Below are 16,704 nucleotides of genomic sequence, written 5' to 3' on the forward strand. Positions count from 1 at the left end.
CCGCGCGGCTTGCCCGCGACGTGCGGTGTCAGGGAAGCGACGGGCGCGCGCCCGGCGTGGACCCCCTGGCGGACTCGGGAGCTCCCGGAGTCGATATGACGACGCAAAAACGATCATGAGGCGATTGCCGCTGGACGATAGATGCCATTATAAGGGCCGCCCGTGGGCGCCGGTCCGCGCCTCGCCGTTCCGGAAAGCTTTCATGTCCATGCGCCTCCAGCAAGCTCTCCAGACCCTCCTCGATTCCGCCCCTCTCCTCCGCGACGCATCGAGCAGCGGCAACGTCCGGGTGCTCGCGTCGCTCCTCGGGCCCGCCTTTCGCGGCTTCGTCCAGCGCCGCGGCAAGGGCGTGGGCTCGACCGATATCTCGGTTGGATACGAGGCCAGCTTTAACTGGAGTTACGGGCGGGACGACCCCGACATGGCGAGGCTCTACCACCTGGCCAAGACGTCCCAGTGGAACGCGACGACCGACCTCGACTGGTCTCGGGACGTCGACTGGTTCGATCCGGCAATGCCGCTCTTGCCCGACAGCTGGATGCCGCCGTCCAAGCTGCCGAGCTGGGGCAGGCTCTCCGCGCGGGAGCGGGCGACGCAGCGCCACGGCCTCCTCTCCTGGATGCTGAGCCAGTTCCTGCACGGCGAGCAGGGCGCCCTGTTCGCGGCGTCGCAGGTCACCGAGTGCGTGCCCTCGCTCGACGCCAAGCTCTACGGGAGCACGCAGGTCGCCGACGAGGGGCGCCACGTCGAGGTGTTCCACGCCTACCTCACGCAGAAGCTGGAGAAACTCTACGAGATCAACGACAACCTGTATGTCGTCATCGACGCGATCATGAGCGACGGGCGGTGGGACATGAAGTTCCTGGGGATGCAGATCATGATCGAGGGCCTCGCGCTCGGCGCGTTCGGCGCGATTCGCCAGGTGACGAGCGAGCCGCTCCTCAAGGACGTCCTGCGGTCGGTGATCACCGACGAGGCGCGCCACGTGCATTATGGAGTCCTCGCGCTGAGCAGGTTCTACCGCGAGGGCATAGGCGAGCGGGCGCGCAGGGAGCGGGAGGACTGGGCGTTCGAGCTGTCGCTCTTGCTCCGCAACCGGTTCCTGGCGCACGAGTTCTATGACGAGTTCTACGCACATCGCATGACGCGCTCCGCGTGGGATAAGCTCATGCTCGACAGCGACCTGATGGGGTTCTTCCGCCGGACGATGTTCAAGCGGATCGTCCCGAACCTGAAGCGGATCGGCCTGCTCTCCGGGCGGATCCGGCCGCGCTACGCCTCGATCGGGCTGCTCGAGTACGAGCACGGGCGGTCGGCCAGCGAGCTGACGGCCAAGGAGGTGCTCGACGACGCGTGAGACCGGGGCGAGCGAGGTCCGGGGGCGGCGCGGGCAGGGCGGACGCCCGCGCCGGCGCCGGCCTCCGGGGCGCGATCAGCAGGTGGCGCCGAGGCAGGCCGCGACCTCGACGGCGCACTGCTCCTGGATGCAGTCGAAGTCGCCGTTGCAGACGGGGAGCAACGGGAGGGCGCACGTCATGACCTGATCGACGAAGAACTGGACGTCGGCGCAGCCCCGCGACACGCAGCTCGAGACGCACGCCAGGCTGAAGGCCGGCGGCGACTGCGCGGTGTCGATGCACCGGGAGGCGCAGGCGATGACCTCCTGGCAGTCCGCGACCTCGCACGCGCCGCAGTCCGCCGGACAGACGCTGCACGTCTCGAAGCTCTCGCAGACGCCGTTCGGGCACACCGAGCATACGCCGCAGTCGCGCTGGCACGACGCGCACGTCTCCGTCCCCGAGCAGGCGCCGTCGCCGCAGGAGGCGCAGGCGCCGCAGTCCGCCGGGCACGAGAAGCAGCTCTCGATCCCGGCGTTGCACACCCCGTTGCCGCAGGGGGCGCAGGCGCCGCAGTCGGGGGCGCACGAGGAGCAGTCCTCCGACGCCGCGCAGAAGCCGTCGCCGCAGCCCGCGCACACGCCGCAGTCGGCCGGGCAGGTGAGGCACGTGTCGGCGCCGCTGCACGCGCCGTCGCCGCAGCTCGGACAGACGCCGCAGTCGAGCGGACAGCTCGAGCACGACTCGGGCCCCAGGTCGCAGGCGCCGTCGCCGCAGCTCGGACAGAGGCCGCAGTCCGAGGCGCAGTTACCGCAGTTCTCGGGGCCCGCGCAGGCGCCGTCGCCGCACGCCCCGCAGACGCCGCAGTCGCTCGGGCAGCTCGAGCATGTCTCGGCGCTGTCGCAGGCGTCGTCCCCGCACCCCTGGCAGCTGCCGCAGTCGGGGGCGCAGCTCCCGCAGTCCTCCGCGCCGTCGCAGACGCCGTTGCCGCACGCCCAGGGATCGGCGCCGGACGAGCCGAAATCTTCCCATGTCTCGGTGCGGCCGCAGCCCGCGCCGAGCCCGGCGACCGCAGCGGCAACGAGCGCGGTCCAGGCGAGGGCGCGCGCGGAGAAGAAGCCAGGGCGATGCCGCCCGGACCGCAGCAGGAAGCTCAGCCGGCTAGTGGTACCCATACGATCGGCTCCCGGGACATGAGAGATCGGGTTGTAAGGAGGCGCGGAAGCGGCTCGCGGGCCGCGGCTGCGCCGCGCCGAGCCGTCCACAGACGACGTGCGGACGGAACATACATGGAGAGCGTCGGCTGAAGGCGTCAAAGCACAGGCGCGCCGCCCTCGCCGTGCGGCCGGGGTGACGGGGGTGGGCGGCGAGCTGCCGGGATCGGCGTCGCGCTCCTCGGCGTCCGGTCGGAGAGGCGGGACGGAGCCGCAGGCACAAAATGAAAGAGGGCGACGCCTCCGGAGAGGCGCCGCCCAAAGCACTCCGCGGTGCGCGCTTCACCCAGGAAGCGGCGCGCCGCGCAGGAGGCTCACTGCGCCGGGGGGGCCGCGGGGGCCGCCGGGTCGGCCGCGGGGGCCGCCGGGTCAGCCGCGGGGGCCGCCGGGTCGGCCGCGGGGGCCGCCGGGTCGGCCGCGGGGGCCGCCGCCGGGTCGGTCGGCGCCGCCGACGGGTCGGTCGGCGCCGCAGGGCTGCCGCCGCAGGCGACGGCGAGAGACGAGACCGAGACGGCGACGAGCGCAAGAACGAGCTTGTTCATGGGAATCCTCCGAAATAGGGGGCGGCGAGGCCACCCCCAAACAGCAGACGTATGAGCCGCACGTCAAATCCGGCGGCCACCCACCCAGACGCCGCGGGGCGACAGAACGGCTCACAGTTTTTTCGATGAGCCACCCGGGCCCCACCAGGCGTCTAGAAAACTGTGGGAAGCTCGGGGCGCACCTGACTGTGCTCCGGACAGGAGCCCGGGACGCGAGGCTCCGCCTGGGCCGAGGGCCCGCTTCCCGCCGCGGCGTCTCGATCCCACCCCAGCGGCTCCTTCTTCAGGTACACGAACCCATGGCTCTGAGACCTCAGCGAGGGCGCCTGCGCCTTGTCGAACCGGTCGTCCCGGTCGCCCCGGTGGCGGAGGCTCAGGCGGAGGTGGGTGAGGCAGGGTCCGCCTTCGCCCCGGAGGAGCGCGGCCGGAGCGATGTCCAGCCCGGAAGCGCGCGCGGAGGGAACGCCGGGGACAGGCGGAGCGCCGTCGCGGGCGTGCCGGCGGAGCGGGGGGGAGGCCTTACGGAGCTGCCGGACGCGCAGCTCGTGGTGCTCGGCGCGCGGGGGGACGTGAACGCGCTCGAGCAGCTCTACCGGCGGCACGCGCCCTTCGCCATCCACCTCGCGACGCGCATCGAGGGCTCGGCGCGCGACGTGGAGGACATCGCGCACGACGCGTTCCTCCGCGCCTTCGAGCGCCTCGGCGACCTCGTGGATCCCGCCGCCTTCCGCGCCTGGCTCGGCTCGATCGTCGTCCACAAGGTCCGCTCGCGGATGCGGCGCGCGCGGCTGCTCGGCGTGCTCGGGATGGGCAAGTCGAGCGAGCCGGTCGATCTCGACGCGCTCGCGAGCCCGGCCGCCTCTCCCCACGCGCGCGCGCAGATCGCGCAGATCTACGCCCTGCTCCAGACGCTGCCGGCCGACGACCGGATCGCGTGGATCCTCCGCTCGGTGGAGGGGCACGATCTCGAGACGGTCGCGCAGATGACCGACTGCTCGCTGGCCACCGTCAAGCGGCGGATTTCTCGGGCGCAACACTTCCTTGACGGTCACTTTGTGGATCCAACCCACAGCGAGGCGTCATCATGAGCCGGCGAGCGCTACCCCGGATTGCCCCGGCAGATCTGCGTGACCACGCGACCGAAGAGCGGATCGCGCGCGTCTGGGGCCGCATCGAGCACGACCTGGCGGCGCGCGAGCCGTCGTCGCCCCGCCGCGCGGGCGTGGCCGCGCTGCTCGCGGCGGCGACGTTCTCGGCGTTCGCCGGCGGCCTGTGGCTCGGCAAGGCGATCTGGAGCGAGGGGCAGGCGGCGTCGGCGCTCACCGCCGTGGCGCCGGCCGACGACGCGCTGTCGCAGGTCGACGTGTTCGCCGCGGGCTCGCGGGGGCGCACCTTCCAGCTGCCGGGCGGCGGCACGATCTCGCTCACGGCGGGCACCACCGTCGAGGTCGTGCAGGCGGACGGCGGCGCGCTGACGCTGCGGCTCGTGCAGGGCGAGGCGTGGCTCGACACCGTGAGCGGGACGCGCACGGCGGCGCTCTCGATCGTCGCCGGGGAGGCCCGGCTCGCCGCGGCGGCGGGCAGCGTGCTGCGCGTGAGGCACAACGTCGACGACATCGACGTCAACGTCGCGGACGGCTCGGTCAAGCTCACGTCGCCGGCCGGCTCGCGGGAGCTCGGGCGCGGCGACGCCGAGGAGGGCGTGCCGATCCGGCCGCCCACGGTGGTCGTGGCGCCGCCGGAGCCCCGGCGAGCCCGCGTCGCGTCGCTGCCGCGCTCGAGCGCGGAGGTGGCGCCCATCGCCCCGCCGGTCGACGCGCCGGCCGCCGCGGCGGTCGCGGCGGTTGCGGCGCCGGACTGGCGCGCGCGGTACAACGCGGGCAACGTCGCCGAGGCGCTGCAGAGCCTGAAGCAGCAGAGCGGCGGCATCGACGGCGCCATCGCCTCCGCGAAGACGGCGAGGGAGCTGATGGACCTCAGCGATCTCCTGCGCGCGAAGGGCGGCGACCGCGCCGCCGCGATGCGCGCCTTCGCGCGCGTCGTCGAGGGGTTCCCGACCGACGCGTACGCGCCGATCGCGGCCTACAAGCTCGGCGACATCTACGCCAGCATGGGCGAGCAGGCGCTGGCGGCGAAGTATTTCGAGCAGGCGCGCTCGCTGTCCCCCGAGGGCAACCTCGCGGAGGACTCGTTCTGCAAGCGCATCCGCACCGAGGTCGCCGCCGGGCACAAGGACGAGGCCTCGCAGATGGCCAAGGAGTACGTGGCCACGTACCCGGACGGCCGGTGCGAGGACGTCCAGCGGATCGTCTCGGGCGAGGTGGAGGCCGAGGAGGGGGAGGAGGCCGCGCCGCCCCAGCCGCAGCCGGCCCCCGACGCGGCCCCCGCGCCGTGATCTGTCCGCGCCCCGCCTCGTCGCAATTCACATCCTGCTGAGCCCGGTGGACAGCCTTGACATCCCGCAGCGGTTCTGTGCTTGCTTGCCGAGCCGGAGAACCGCTGAGGATGACCACCGCCGTCCGCACCAGCTCCCTACCCGCTCGCAACGACGCTCAGGCCCTCCCGCCGTGGAAGCTTGTGTTGCCGAGAGGTGGCTATGTCTCCTCGATGGAGGCGTTCACCACGGCCATGGGCGTCCCGGGGTTCGTGCTGCTCGACCTGGGCACGCTGGCCGGCGGCCAGGACGCGCACCGCCTCCTCGGGCTGCGGTATCTGATCGCCAACGGCGAGGTGTGGAGAGCGCACTTCGGCTGGCAGCGCGCGCTGGAGGCGGCGCTGCGCAGGGAGCGGCTCGGCGAGGAGCGGGTGCAGGAGCTCCTGTCGGCGGCGGAGGGCCTCCTGTCGCGGATCCGGGAGGCGCGCGCGTCGATCACGCCCGCGGACCGGGACGGGTTCGCGCGGTACCTCGAGGGCGGGCTGCTCCGGGCGCTGAAGCGCCGTGACTTCGAGGAGGAGCGCTTCCTCAAGTTCCTGATCCTGGAGCAGGACGTGCCCGCGCTCCGCGATCAGGCGGCGGAGCTCCTGCGCTCCCGGGCCGGCGAGCTCCTGCGGGACGACGCGCAGGTGCTGGATCTCCTCTACGCCGCGGTGCACCGGCTGGACAGCTATCCCGCCACGACGGTGAGCGCGGGCCAGCTCAGGTACGTCCTCGTGGCGGACAAGGGGGAGATGGGCGTGCGGGCCACGCGCGAGGCGATCGCCCTCGGCAAGATCCCCGTGGTCCTCTACAGCCTGAAGGACGACGACAACGCGCTGCAGGTGCGGATCGCGCGGGAGGGCGGCGGGTTCGCGGTGGGCCTCGAGGGGAGCTTCCGCGAGAGCTACGCGAACACCACCCAGATCGCGGACAAGGTGAGGGCCGAGTTCGAGCGGCGCTTCGAGGACGGGTGGCAGGACGAGCTGTCGCGCGCGGGCCTCTACCCGGGATACGGCCCGCTCGCGGAGAACGCCGGGGCGATCCGGCACTTCCGGCAGAACAACATCGTCTTCATCGGTCCGATGCAGGACGTCGTGGAGAACGCCGGCGACAAGCGCAAATTCCGCCTGATGGCCCAGGACTTCGACGCGACGGCGGTGACGCCCGGGCTCGTCATCGACAGCAATGATCCCGACGAGATCCAGCGGATCATCCTGGAGGCGCACGAGGCCGGGCGCTTCACCTTCCCGGGGCGGCTGAAGGCCGCCAACGGCGGCGGCGGGCGCGGGCAGGCGGTCATCCCGACCGCGGAGCAGGTGCCCCAGGCCATCCAGAAGGTCCTCGGCGAGATCAAGGCGTACAACTGGCAGCCTGGCGTGATGTTCGAGCAGAACATCCCGGAGACGATCCACCTGGAGGTGCAGGTGCTGCGGGATCGCTACGGCAACACGCGGCACTTCGGCATGCGCGACTGCAGCGAGCAGCGCGCGAGCCAGAAGATCCAGGAAGAGGCGCCGCCGGCCCTGCTCCGGCGGTATCCCGGCCTGGAAGACCGGATCTGCGGGCTCGCCGTGCAGATCGCAGAGCGCGTGGGCTACGTGGGCGCGGGCACCGTGGAGCTGATGTTCAAGGACGGGAAGTTCTACTTCCTGGAGATGAACACGCGTATCCAGGTGGAGCACCCCGTCAGCGAGGAGAGCTACGCCATCAAGCGGAAGCGGAGCCGCGTCCCGGTGAACCTCGTCGCGTGGCAGATCCGCATCGCGGACGGGCAGGCCATCGACTTCGAGCAGCAGCACGTGGTGCAGACGCACTGCAGCCGCGAGTTCCGCATCAACGCGGAGAGCTGGAATCCGGCTCTCAGGGACTCCCGGGACGGCGGGAAGGGGATGTTCCTGCCCAACGCCGGCGTCTTCGATCGCATCGCGCTCCCCGACGCCGGCCCGATCCGCGAGGCGCTCGAGGACAAGGGCCTCACCGACCTGAAGATCCGCTTCGACTGCGGCTTCGAGGCGGGAGACGTCCTGGTCAACAAGGACCCCACGTTTGGCAAGCTCATTGTCTCCGTGAGCAGCAAGGACCCGGACAGGGCCTATGAGCTGCTGCGCCTCGCGTCTCTCGAGGTGCTGAAGAAGATGAAGATCGAGGGGCGGCAGGTGCGATCCGACGGGACGCCGATCGCGGGCTCGCCCTTCAAGACGAACCTCCAGGATCACGTGCGCATCCTGAGGATGCCGCTGTTCAAGCGTCATTCGAGCAACGATGGTCGAGGCCGCCACGTGAACTGGGTCGTGGCCGCGTTCCGCGAAGAGGCGTAGCCGGGGGAGATCGCCGCGCTCGGCGCGTGGCGCTCGTGAGGAGAGCGCTGACAGCGAAATATTACGGGGGCGCGCGGTCGCTCTCGCTCGAGGGAGCGCCGTCGGGCAAGCGCAGCCCTGGCGAGGGGGTCACGGGCGACAAGAAAGAGGCAATTCCGACGGCAACGGGGTATGTGGCCAAGTACCCCGATGGCCGGTGCGAGGATGCCCAGCGGATCATCTCCGGCGTGGACGCGGCTGCAGAGGGAGGGCCTCCGCCGCCTGCCCCCGACGCGCGCCCGGCGCCGAGATCCATCCGCGCCCGCCCTCGTCGCGGCCGTCCTCCTGCTGGGCTCCGCCGCCCCCGTCGCGGCGGCCGAGCCGCGGGCGCTCGTGGCGGGCAGCGGCGGCGCCCCCGCGCCGAGCGCGCCGCCGCTGCCCGCCGCGACGGCGCCCATCGAGGTGCGCGTCGCGCTGTCGCGCGGCGCGGCGGAGGAGGTCTCGAGCCTTCGCGTGCGGCGCCTGCTCGAGATCGAGCTCCCGGACGGCGCGGCGCTCGCCACCGAGCCGGTCGGTCCGCTCGGCGACCGCGTGGCGAACGTGTGGATCGACCGGCCCACCGCGGCCCGCCTCGAGATCCAGGTGCGCCTCGACGGCCGCGCGGTCGTGCGGCGGCAGATCGCCGTCTCCGGCCTCACCTCGGACGTGGCCGCGCGCCTCGTCGCGATCGCCGCCTCCGAGATGATCCGCGCCGAGGTGCGCCGGGCGCGCTCCCCGCGGCGGCCGCCGTCGCCGCGGCGCCCCACCCCGGATGAGGTCGAGCTCGCCTCGCGCGATCTCGACGCGCTGTCCGTCTCGGCCGGACCCTACGCGGCGGTCGTCACGGGCGGGCCGCAGGTGCTCGGCGGCGCCGGCCTGACGCTCGGCCTGCGGCGCCTGCGGCTCACCGAGTCGCTCTTTGCCCGCCTGCTGGCCACCCCGTCCGGCGGCGAGACGCTGCGCTGGCTCGAGGGCGGCCTCTCGGGCGATTACCGCTTCTGGCTCGCCGCCTCGTGGCGCCTGTCGATCGGCGCCACCGCGTCGATCGCCTCGGTCAGGCTGCCTGCCGCCGCTTCCGTCGACGGCATCGCGGGCGAGCACGATACGTGGTCCGCCCGCGCCGGCCTCGGGCTTGGCGTGGAGACCCGGCTGGGCGGCCCCGTGTGGCTCGGGCTCACGCTGGACCCCGGGGTGGTGCTCCGGCCGGCGCCGTACGAGGCCGCCGACGGCACGGCGGGCGCCGTCGATGGGGTCTGGCTGGGGGTCGGCCTCTCCCTCGCCACGGAGCGGCGCTCCTCGCCGCCGCGGTGAGGAGCGGGGCGCGGCGCCGCCGCTGCGAGCGGCGAGGCGCGGCGCCGCCCGCGGGCGCGGATCCGCGGTATCGTGCTCGCTGATGGATGACGAGATCCTGGAGCAGCTGCGCGAGCGCTACGCGGCAGAGAACCTGATCGTCTTCGCGGGCGCGGGCGTGTCGGCCGCGGCGGGCATGCCCACCTGGAAACAGCTCGCCGAGAAGCTGCGCGACCGCGCGCGGAAGCGGAGCGCCGACCCCGCGGTCATCGACGAGATCCAGCAGTACATCGCCTCGAACCAGCTCATCAACGCGCTCTCCGCCGCGAAGCTCGCGCTCGGGCCGCAGGACTTCAACTGGACGGTCGACAAGGAGCTCGACGACACCGGCCGCGACGTGCCCGAGGTGGCGCAGGCGATCGCCGCGCTCAAGCCGAAGCTCAAGGCGGTGCTCACCACCAACATCGACCGCTTCCTCGAGCGCGCGTTCCAGGGCGAGTGGCGCGTGATCGACCGGCCGGCGGCCGACGTCGTCATGGACAGGCGCTTCATCCTGAAGCTGCACGGCACGCTGCGCGCGTGGGACACCTGGGTGTTCTCGCGCGACCAGTACGACCGGGCGATCTTCGGCTCGCCCCTCCTCCAGGACGCGTTCGGCGCCCTCTACCGCGCGCATTCCATCCTGTTCGTGGGCTTCGGCCTCGCCGACGACAACATCGACCAGACGCTCGCCCGCGTGCGCGCGCTCGCGGGCGGGCAGCCACCCATGCACTTCGCGCTGCTCCCGCAGGGCGTGCCGCCGTTCCGCCGCCGGCTGCTCGAGGAGTCGGGCATCCGCCTCATCCTCTACGAGAACCAGGCCGGCGATCACGCGGAGGTCGCGCAGGTCCTCCTCGGCCTGGAGCCGACCGCCGCGCCGCCGCCGCCGCCCCCCCCGGCGCCGCGCGTCGCGACGCCGGCGCCGCACCCGGCGGTGAGCGCGCGCCCGACCGCGGCTCCGCCGGCGAACGCGCTCCCGGCCGCGGCGCGGCCGGTGCGCGTCTTCTTCTCCTACGCGTCGCGCGACGAGGAGCTCCTCGCGCGCCTCGAGGCGCACCTGAGCCCGCTCAAGCGCGAGGGGCTGATCGCGCCGTGGCACAGCGGGAAGATCGGCGCGGGCGAGGACCTGGAGCGCGCGATCGGCGAGCAGCTCGAGGCGGCCGATCTCGTCCTGCTCCTCGTGAGCGCCAGCTTCCTCGCGTCCGAGCAGGGCGACGCGCAGGTGACGCGCGCCATGGAGCGGCGCGCCGCGGGGCAGGCCGCGGTCGTGCCGATCCTGCTCCGCCCCTGCGACTGGGAGACGACGCGCTTCGCCGAGCTCCAGGCGGTGCCGCGGGACGGGAAGCCCGTGACCAAGTGGTCCGACGAGGACGAGGCGCTCCTCCAGGTGGTGCGGGAGATCCGCGCGGTCGTGACGAAGCTGCGCGCCTCGCTCAGGTGAGCTCGGGCGCCCTCGCCGGGGCGGCGGCTCCGCCGCGCAGCGCGCGTATTCCTCACTCTTCCGCCTCCCCGGCTCGTGAGGGATTGCCGCGGCCGGCGCCCGAGCGATGGGGGTCGGGCGGCCTCGTTAGCCCGGAGATCTCTCGCGCTTTTCTCGGGCTCTTCTGAGCCTCTGGCCTTGCCGCGCTGCGGCCGGCAGCGGGCGCGAATGCACATCGAGGCGCGCATGCGGCTTGCTTGGCCCGCTGGGCGGACAACGCGAACGAGCGGAGAGGTGGCCATCGTGAGCCCATTGCACAGAGAGCGGATGGTGACGGCGCGCGAGAGCAGCCAGCCCGAGGCACGGATCGCCGAAGAGGAGCTCCCGCCGGAGTCGGGCCGGCAGCCGGCGGCCTACACGGCGCGGGGCGGTCCGACCGGAGAGCCCTGGCCGGAGCGCGCGCCCGCGCTCACGCCGGACGAGGCGCGCGAGCTGTCCGAGCGCTGGAGCGCGATCCAGGCGGGCTTCATCGAGGCGCCGCGGCTGGCGGTCGAGCAGGCCGACGCGCTCGTGACCGAGGTGATCCAGCGGGTCGTGCAGAGCTTCCGGGAGGAGCGCAGCGCGCTGCAACGCCTGCTCGACGGCGAGCCCGGGCGACCGGAGGTGTCGACGGAGGAGCTCCGGCTCGCCCTGCGCAGGTACAGGTCGCTGCTCGGGCGCCTGCTCGCCTTCTGAGTGACGCAGCGCGGGCGTGCGACGTCCAGCGCAGCGCGGGCGTGCGACCGGGGCGTGCGCCCCGCCCGCGGGTGGCGCCCTGTAGCGGGGGCTCTTCGCTTCTGGCATGGTCGCCGCCATGCTCGTCCGCAGTGCTCTCCCCTCGGTTCGACGCGGCCCGCAGCGCGACGCAGGCCGGCTGACCGGCGCCGCGCTCCGGTGCCGCGCTCCGGCGCTGCTCGGCGCCGCGCTCGCGCTGCTGCTCGGGTGCTCCGGCGCAGCGCAGGCCCCCGCAGCGCGCCCGGCGCGCGTCGTGAAGACGCCGCCCGGACAGCCGAAGGCGCCGGAGGGGCCGCCGCTCCTGCCGGCCCAGGTGGTCGCGGAGCTCGAGGGCGAGGACGCGGCGCCCTACTTCGCCCGGCGAGGCGACGAGGCGCTCCTGCTCTACGCGGCGGGAGGCCGGTTGAGGACCCGTGTCATCGGCGCGGACGGGGCGCCGCGCGGGGACCTCGTCGACGCCGGGCCGGTCGCCGCCGACGTGCCGGTCGCCGCGCTCCGCGCCGGGCCGCAGGGCTACATCGCCGCGTGGATCGAGCAGATCGGGGGGAGCCGCGCGGTGCGCGTGCTCGCGCTCGACCCGGCCGGCAAGCCGGTCGCCCCGGCGAGCCCGGTCGCGCAGACGGCCGAGGAGATCACGTGGCTCGACGTGCTCCCGAACGCGAAGGGGGCGCTCGTGCTGTGGGAGATGCCGCGCGAGGCCCAGGGCGACGTGGACCAGGGCGACGTCGACCGCGTCGACGTGGTCATGACGGTCGTGGCGCAGGACAAGGGCGCCGCGATCAAGCCGACGGCGCCCGCGTCGGTCGCGCGCGATGTGCTGGGGTGGCACGCGGTCGCCACCGAGCGCGGCGCGGCGGTCGCCCTGGTGCTCCCGCCGGCCGCGCCGCCGCCGAGGGCCCAGGGCAAGCCCGCGCGCAAGGCGGAAGCGGAGGACGCCGCCGACACCGAGAAGCTCGGATCCATCGCGCTTCTGGAGATCGACGCGACCGGCAAGGTCTCGGCGCCGGTGGCCGTCAGCCCCGAGCCGACCGCGCAGATCGATCTCGAGATCGCCGCCGTGGGCGGGCGTTACCTGCTCACGTGGACCGACGAGCGGGACATCGACGGCGCCGTGTACCTCGCGGCGGTCGAGCCGGGCGGCAAGGTGGTCGTGGCGCCGCGGCAGGCGACGCCGCCGTCCGGCGAGCAGGCGCTTGTGTCGCTTGTCGCGCCCTCCGCCGGGGGCGGCCGGGCGCTGCTCGCATGGGAGGACCTGCTGCGCCCGCGCGACGGCGAGCGCGACGGCGGCGCGGAGCCCGGCGGGGCGGGGCGTCTCATCCACCTCGCGTCGGTCGGTCCCGACGGCGCGCTCGGCGCGGAGCGGGCGGCGCTCGTCTTCAGCGCGAGCGGGCCGCCCGACCTCGCGGCGGACGGCGACGGCTTCGCGGCGGTGACGCTCGCGCCCGCGAGGCTCAAGGCGCCCCGCGACCCGGCGGCCGCGCCGCCGGTCTGGCCGACGTTCGTGCGCTTCGGCCCGGACCTCTCGGTGCGGGCGGCGGAGCCGGTGCGCGCCGCGCCGTTCGCGGCGACCGACGGCGTGCCGTACCTCGTGCGCGGGCTGAGCTGCCACAAGGGCGCGTGCGTGACGCTGGCGAGCGCGGCGGCCGGGGCCGGCCCGCAGCAGGGCGGCGCGGGCAAGGCGTCGAGCGCGGCGGGCGCGCGGGCGCCGCTCGCGCTTGTGTCGCTGCCGGTGCGCGAGAGCGCGTGGCGCGCGCCCGCGTTCCGGGAGGACAAGGCGCCGCCGCCGCGCGCGACCGCGGTGCGCGCGCTCGCCGAGGGCGACCACCTCGCCAGGGTGGCGGCCGCCGAGCTCGACGGCGGCGCGGCGCTCGTGGCGTGGGTCACGTACTTCGTGGAGGGGGCGTCGGACGCGGCGCCGCGCGGGCAGGACCTCTCGGCGACGCTGGCGGTGCGCGCCGCGTCGCCGGGCGGCCTCGGCAAGCTGAACGTCCTCACGCAGAAGGCGTCGTCGCTCGGCGGCGTCGCGATCGCGACGGCGCCGCCGCCCCCGGCCGATCCGAAGGGCAAGGGCGGCGCGTCTCCGGGCGAGAGCGTGATCGCGTGGGTCGCGCGCGAGCGGGGCGAGACGCAGGTCTACGTGACCCGGGTCGACGCGACGGGCGCGAAGCTCGCGCAGAAGAAGCTCACCACGGCGCCGCGGAAGAAGCAGGGCGGCGCCGCGAGCGAGGCGTCCGACGTGGCGATCGCCTACGACGGCGCGGGCGGCTTCATCGTCGCGTGGGTCGACACGCGCGACGGCAACGCCGAGGTGTACGCGGCGCGGGTGGACCGCGCGCTGAACAGGACGGTGCCGGACCGGCGCATCACGAACGCGCCGCTCGACGCGGCCGAGGTGCAGATCGCGGTGCGCGGCCAGGAGGCGTGGCTCGTGTGGTCGGACGCGCGGCCGGCCGGCGACGCGGCCGCGGGCGGCGGCGCGGCCGGCGCGGGCGGCGAGGCCGCCGGCGACGTGTTCTTCGCGCGGCTCGACGCGAAGACGCTGCAGCGGATCGGCGACGAGTCGCGCCTCCACGCGTCGCCCGAGCACTCGCGCAGCCCGGTGCTCGCGCCGCACGAGGGCGGGGTCCTCGTCGGCTGGGTCGACGAGCCGGCCGGGGAGGACGCGGCGGCCGGAGGGGGCTCGGCGGCCCGCGGGGGCGCGGCGGCCGGCGGCTCGGGCGGGCGCGCGTGGCTCGTGGGGCTCGACAACGGCGGCGCGGTGCAGGGCCCGCCGGTGGCGGTGGCCGGCCCGGACGGCACCCCGGTGTCGTCGATCGCGCTCGCGTGCGACAAGGCCTGCCGCGGCGTCCTCGCGTCGGCGCCTGGAGACTCGGTGGTGCTGAGCGCCTTCTCGCTGGCGCCCGGCGAGGCGGCGGCGCCCGCGCTGAAGCAGCTGGCGTGGCTGACGGGCAGCGCGTCGCAGGACGTGTCGCCGGTGTTCGCGGGGCGCTCCGGCGGGTCGCTGTTCTTTGCGGACGACGCGGTGAGCGGCTCGGGGCGCGTCCGGTGGATGACGATCGCGTGGCCGTGAGCGGCGCGGGTCGCGCTCGTCGTCGGCGCGCTGCACCTGCGCGCGCGGGCGCGCTCCTCCTGGGGGTGCTCGCCTCGGCGCTCGGCTGCCCGGGGCCGCCGGAGGTGCCGGTCGCGCCGTCGGGCCGGCCGGCAGGCGCGGGCGTCTTGCCGGCCTGCAAGGGGAGCGGCTGCTCGCAGGCCGGGGCGCTGCTCGCGGCCGCGCGGGCGTTCAGCGACGTGCGGCACGACTACCTGCTCGACACGTCGAGCGCGATGGTGCCGGGCCGCGGGCTGTCGCGGAGCGCGGCGGGCGTGTTCTCGCCGGTCGGCCTCGCCTGCGCCCAGCCGAAGGCGGCGACGGGAGCGACGCCGATCGCGGGAGCGACGGCGGTGACGGGCGCGACGGCATCCGCGGCGGCGCAGGGCGGGCCCGCGCCTGGGCAGGGCGAGCGCGCGATCGACTTCCGCTATGTCGGCATCGCGGTCGATTCGGTCCTCGTGGGCGCCGACGTCGATCTGCCGGCGTACTTCAGCGCCGGAGGCACGCTCGACAAGCGCCGGCTGCGGCTGGTCGCGATGGCGCTTGTCGCGGACGAGGATCCGCAGTTCTTCGACCCGACCGAGAGCGTCGTTCCGGCGCCGGGCGGCGGCTGCGCCTGCGGTCGCGCGACGCATTTCATCGGGGCCGTGAAGCGCGGCGCGATGGTCGCCTACGAGACGGACGTGACGGCCGGCGAGGCGCACGGCACGGCGATCGGCCTGTTCAAGGCCCGGATCGAGGCGGGGGACCGCCGCGTGACGATGACCTCGGTCGGCGAGCTGGCCATCGAGGGCGTCGAGGGCGCGCCGGTGGCGGGCGGACCGGGCGGCGCCAAGGGCGGTGGGCAGGCGTTCGGCGCGCTGCGGATCGAGGTGAAGAAGGCGGTGCCGCTGGCGTACGCGATCTACCCGGTGGCGGACGTGTGCCGCTTCTCGCTCGCCGAGCCGGAGATCGCGCCGCTGCCGGTCGACCTCGGCGTGGTGCCGTACGGCGCCACCGGGACGGCGCAGGCGCTCATCACGAACCGGGCGCAGGTCGACGTCCGGGTGACGCACGGCGAGCGCACGGTCGAGGTGCCTGCGCACGGGAGCGCGGAGCTCACGTTCTCGTGGACGCCGGAGGGCGCGACGGCCGGCTGCGAGCGGCAGACGCGGCGGGACACGTTCGTGGTGCAGCCGAAGGACGCGGCCTCCCCGGTGGTGCCGCGCGAGCGGGCGGTCGTGGTGCCGCTGCAGGTCACGACGGGGATGCCGACCTTCTCGAAGCACGAGCCGCTCGCGACCGAGACGGGGCGGTCGCCGGACTACGGGCGGGCGAGCGCCGACTGGACGTGCCCGGCCGGCTACGTGGTGGAGCAGTGCGAGCCGCAGCTGTCGAGCTGCCTGTCGTCGACCGGCAGCTGCAACGCGGAGGGCTACCGGCTGACGGCGGAGGCGACCGCGGACGGGCGCGGGTGCGCGTTCCGGTGCACGGGGCCGAGCTCGTCGATATGGGGCGACCACGGGTGCGCCTACACGGCGGCCATGGTGTGCCGGCTGGGGTGCAGCAAGTAGGGGCGGGCGGCGCGGTGGGCCGTGCGCGCTCCGCGGCGGCTTCGGCCTGGCGCGATCCGTTGTCATGAGCCGACCCAGCTTTGCGCGGCTTCGTCGCGGCGGCCGCGAAGAGAAGCGTCTCGCGGCGTTCAGCTGCAAAGGACGTGGGTTTCTGCCCCTCGTGCCCATGGGGTGCCATAATTCCCTCCGATCCGGTGAAGACGACGCTGCTTGCGAGCACCCACTGGCTGATGGAGGAGGACGGCGACGGGCGCGTCGTGTGGCTCGCGCGCCAGCCGGTGCCCTTCGCCTCCATCGCGGAGCTCACGAGCGCCAACGCGGTAGTGCTGCGGTTGATCGCATCGCGACACCGGAGCGCCGGCATCGTCGTCGACATGCGCCAGGCGTCCTCGCGCAACGACGCCGAGTTCGAGAAGGCGATGCACGGCATGCGGGCACAGATCACGTCGAGCTTCGCGCGGACGGCGGTATTGGTTGGGACGCAGGCGGGCCTGCTGCAGGTGAGCCGCCTCACGCGCCAGGACGGCGCGACCAGCTTCGCGACCACGAGCGAGGCGGAGGCGCTCCACTTCGCCCGCGGCGAGTGGACCGAACCGTCGAGGGGTTGAGGACTCGAACGGTTACTTGACGAGCGATATCGTCCCTCGGCGGGGCCAGCCCACAGCGGCGTTCTTGCGCGGTGGCAACCTGGA

The 16,704-nt window shown here is 74.3% G+C and carries 12 protein-coding genes; 10 read left to right on the plus strand and 2 right to left on the minus strand.

What is annotated here, in order from left to right; all coding sequences use genetic code 11:
* Nucleotides 1-202: 202 nt before the first annotated feature.
* Nucleotides 203-1,357: a ferritin-like domain-containing protein gene (locus WMF36_RS44970; protein ID WP_437577014.1), complete on the plus strand. Its 1,155-nt coding sequence runs from the start codon at nt 203-205 to the stop codon at nt 1,355-1,357.
* 75 nt (nt 1,358-1,432) lie between these two features.
* Here the strand turns inward: WMF36_RS44970 and WMF36_RS44975 are convergent, their stop codons facing one another.
* Both WMF36_RS44975 and WMF36_RS44980 read right to left on the minus strand, forming a co-directional pair.
* Complete coding sequence (locus WMF36_RS44975; RefSeq protein ID WP_437577015.1) at nt 1,433-2,512, minus strand: hypothetical protein; 1,080 nt, start codon at nt 2,510-2,512, stop codon at nt 1,433-1,435.
* A gap of 353 nt (nt 2,513-2,865) precedes the next feature.
* Nucleotides 2,866-3,093: a hypothetical protein gene (locus WMF36_RS44980; RefSeq protein ID WP_437577016.1), complete on the minus strand. Its 228-nt coding sequence runs from the start codon at nt 3,091-3,093 to the stop codon at nt 2,866-2,868.
* Between the two features lie 299 nt (nt 3,094-3,392).
* On the opposite strand from WMF36_RS44980, the gene WMF36_RS44985 reads away from it, so the two are divergent.
* From WMF36_RS44985 to WMF36_RS45025, 9 genes are all read left to right on the plus strand, one after another.
* Nucleotides 3,393-4,181, plus strand: coding sequence for an RNA polymerase sigma factor (locus WMF36_RS44985; protein ID WP_437577017.1), 789 nt, complete (start codon nt 3,393-3,395; stop codon nt 4,179-4,181).
* A complete protein-coding gene (locus WMF36_RS44990; protein ID WP_437577018.1) occupies nt 4,178-5,488 on the plus strand; it encodes a FecR domain-containing protein in 1,311 nt (436 codons plus the stop codon). Before WMF36_RS44985 ends, WMF36_RS44990 begins: the two co-directional genes overlap by 4 nt.
* A 212-nt stretch (nt 5,489-5,700) precedes the next feature.
* A complete protein-coding gene (locus WMF36_RS44995) occupies nt 5,701-7,827 on the plus strand; it encodes a biotin carboxylase N-terminal domain-containing protein (protein ID WP_437577019.1) in 2,127 nt (708 codons plus the stop codon).
* A gap of 204 nt (nt 7,828-8,031) precedes the next feature.
* A complete protein-coding gene (locus tag WMF36_RS45000; RefSeq protein WP_437577020.1) occupies nt 8,032-9,156 on the plus strand; it encodes a hypothetical protein in 1,125 nt (374 codons plus the stop codon).
* Nucleotides 9,157-9,238: 82 nt separating this feature from the next.
* The gene (locus tag WMF36_RS45005; protein ID WP_437577021.1) at nt 9,239-10,615 is read left to right on the plus strand and encodes an SIR2 family protein; all 1,377 of its coding nucleotides are present in this window, start codon (nt 9,239-9,241) and stop codon (nt 10,613-10,615) included.
* 282 nt (nt 10,616-10,897) lie between these two features.
* Nucleotides 10,898-11,329 (plus strand): hypothetical protein, encoded by a 432-nt coding sequence (locus tag WMF36_RS45010; RefSeq protein WP_437577022.1) that lies wholly within the window; start codon nt 10,898-10,900, stop codon nt 11,327-11,329.
* Between the two features lie 118 nt (nt 11,330-11,447).
* Nucleotides 11,448-14,438, plus strand: a complete 2,991-nt coding sequence (locus tag WMF36_RS45015) for a hypothetical protein (protein ID WP_437577023.1) — start codon at nt 11,448-11,450, stop codon at nt 14,436-14,438.
* Nucleotides 14,414-16,012, plus strand: a complete 1,599-nt coding sequence (locus WMF36_RS45020; protein WP_437577024.1) for a hypothetical protein — start codon at nt 14,414-14,416, stop codon at nt 16,010-16,012. Before WMF36_RS45015 ends, WMF36_RS45020 begins: the two co-directional genes overlap by 25 nt.
* 80 nt (nt 16,013-16,092) lie before the next feature.
* The gene (locus WMF36_RS45025) at nt 16,093-16,620 is read left to right on the plus strand and encodes a hypothetical protein (RefSeq protein ID WP_437577025.1); all 528 of its coding nucleotides are present in this window, start codon (nt 16,093-16,095) and stop codon (nt 16,618-16,620) included.
* Nucleotides 16,621-16,704 lie beyond the last annotated feature (84 nt).

This window comes from Sorangium sp. So ce887 (assembly GCF_051521455.1).
Lineage (GTDB): Bacteria > Myxococcota_A > Polyangia > Polyangiales > Polyangiaceae > Sorangium.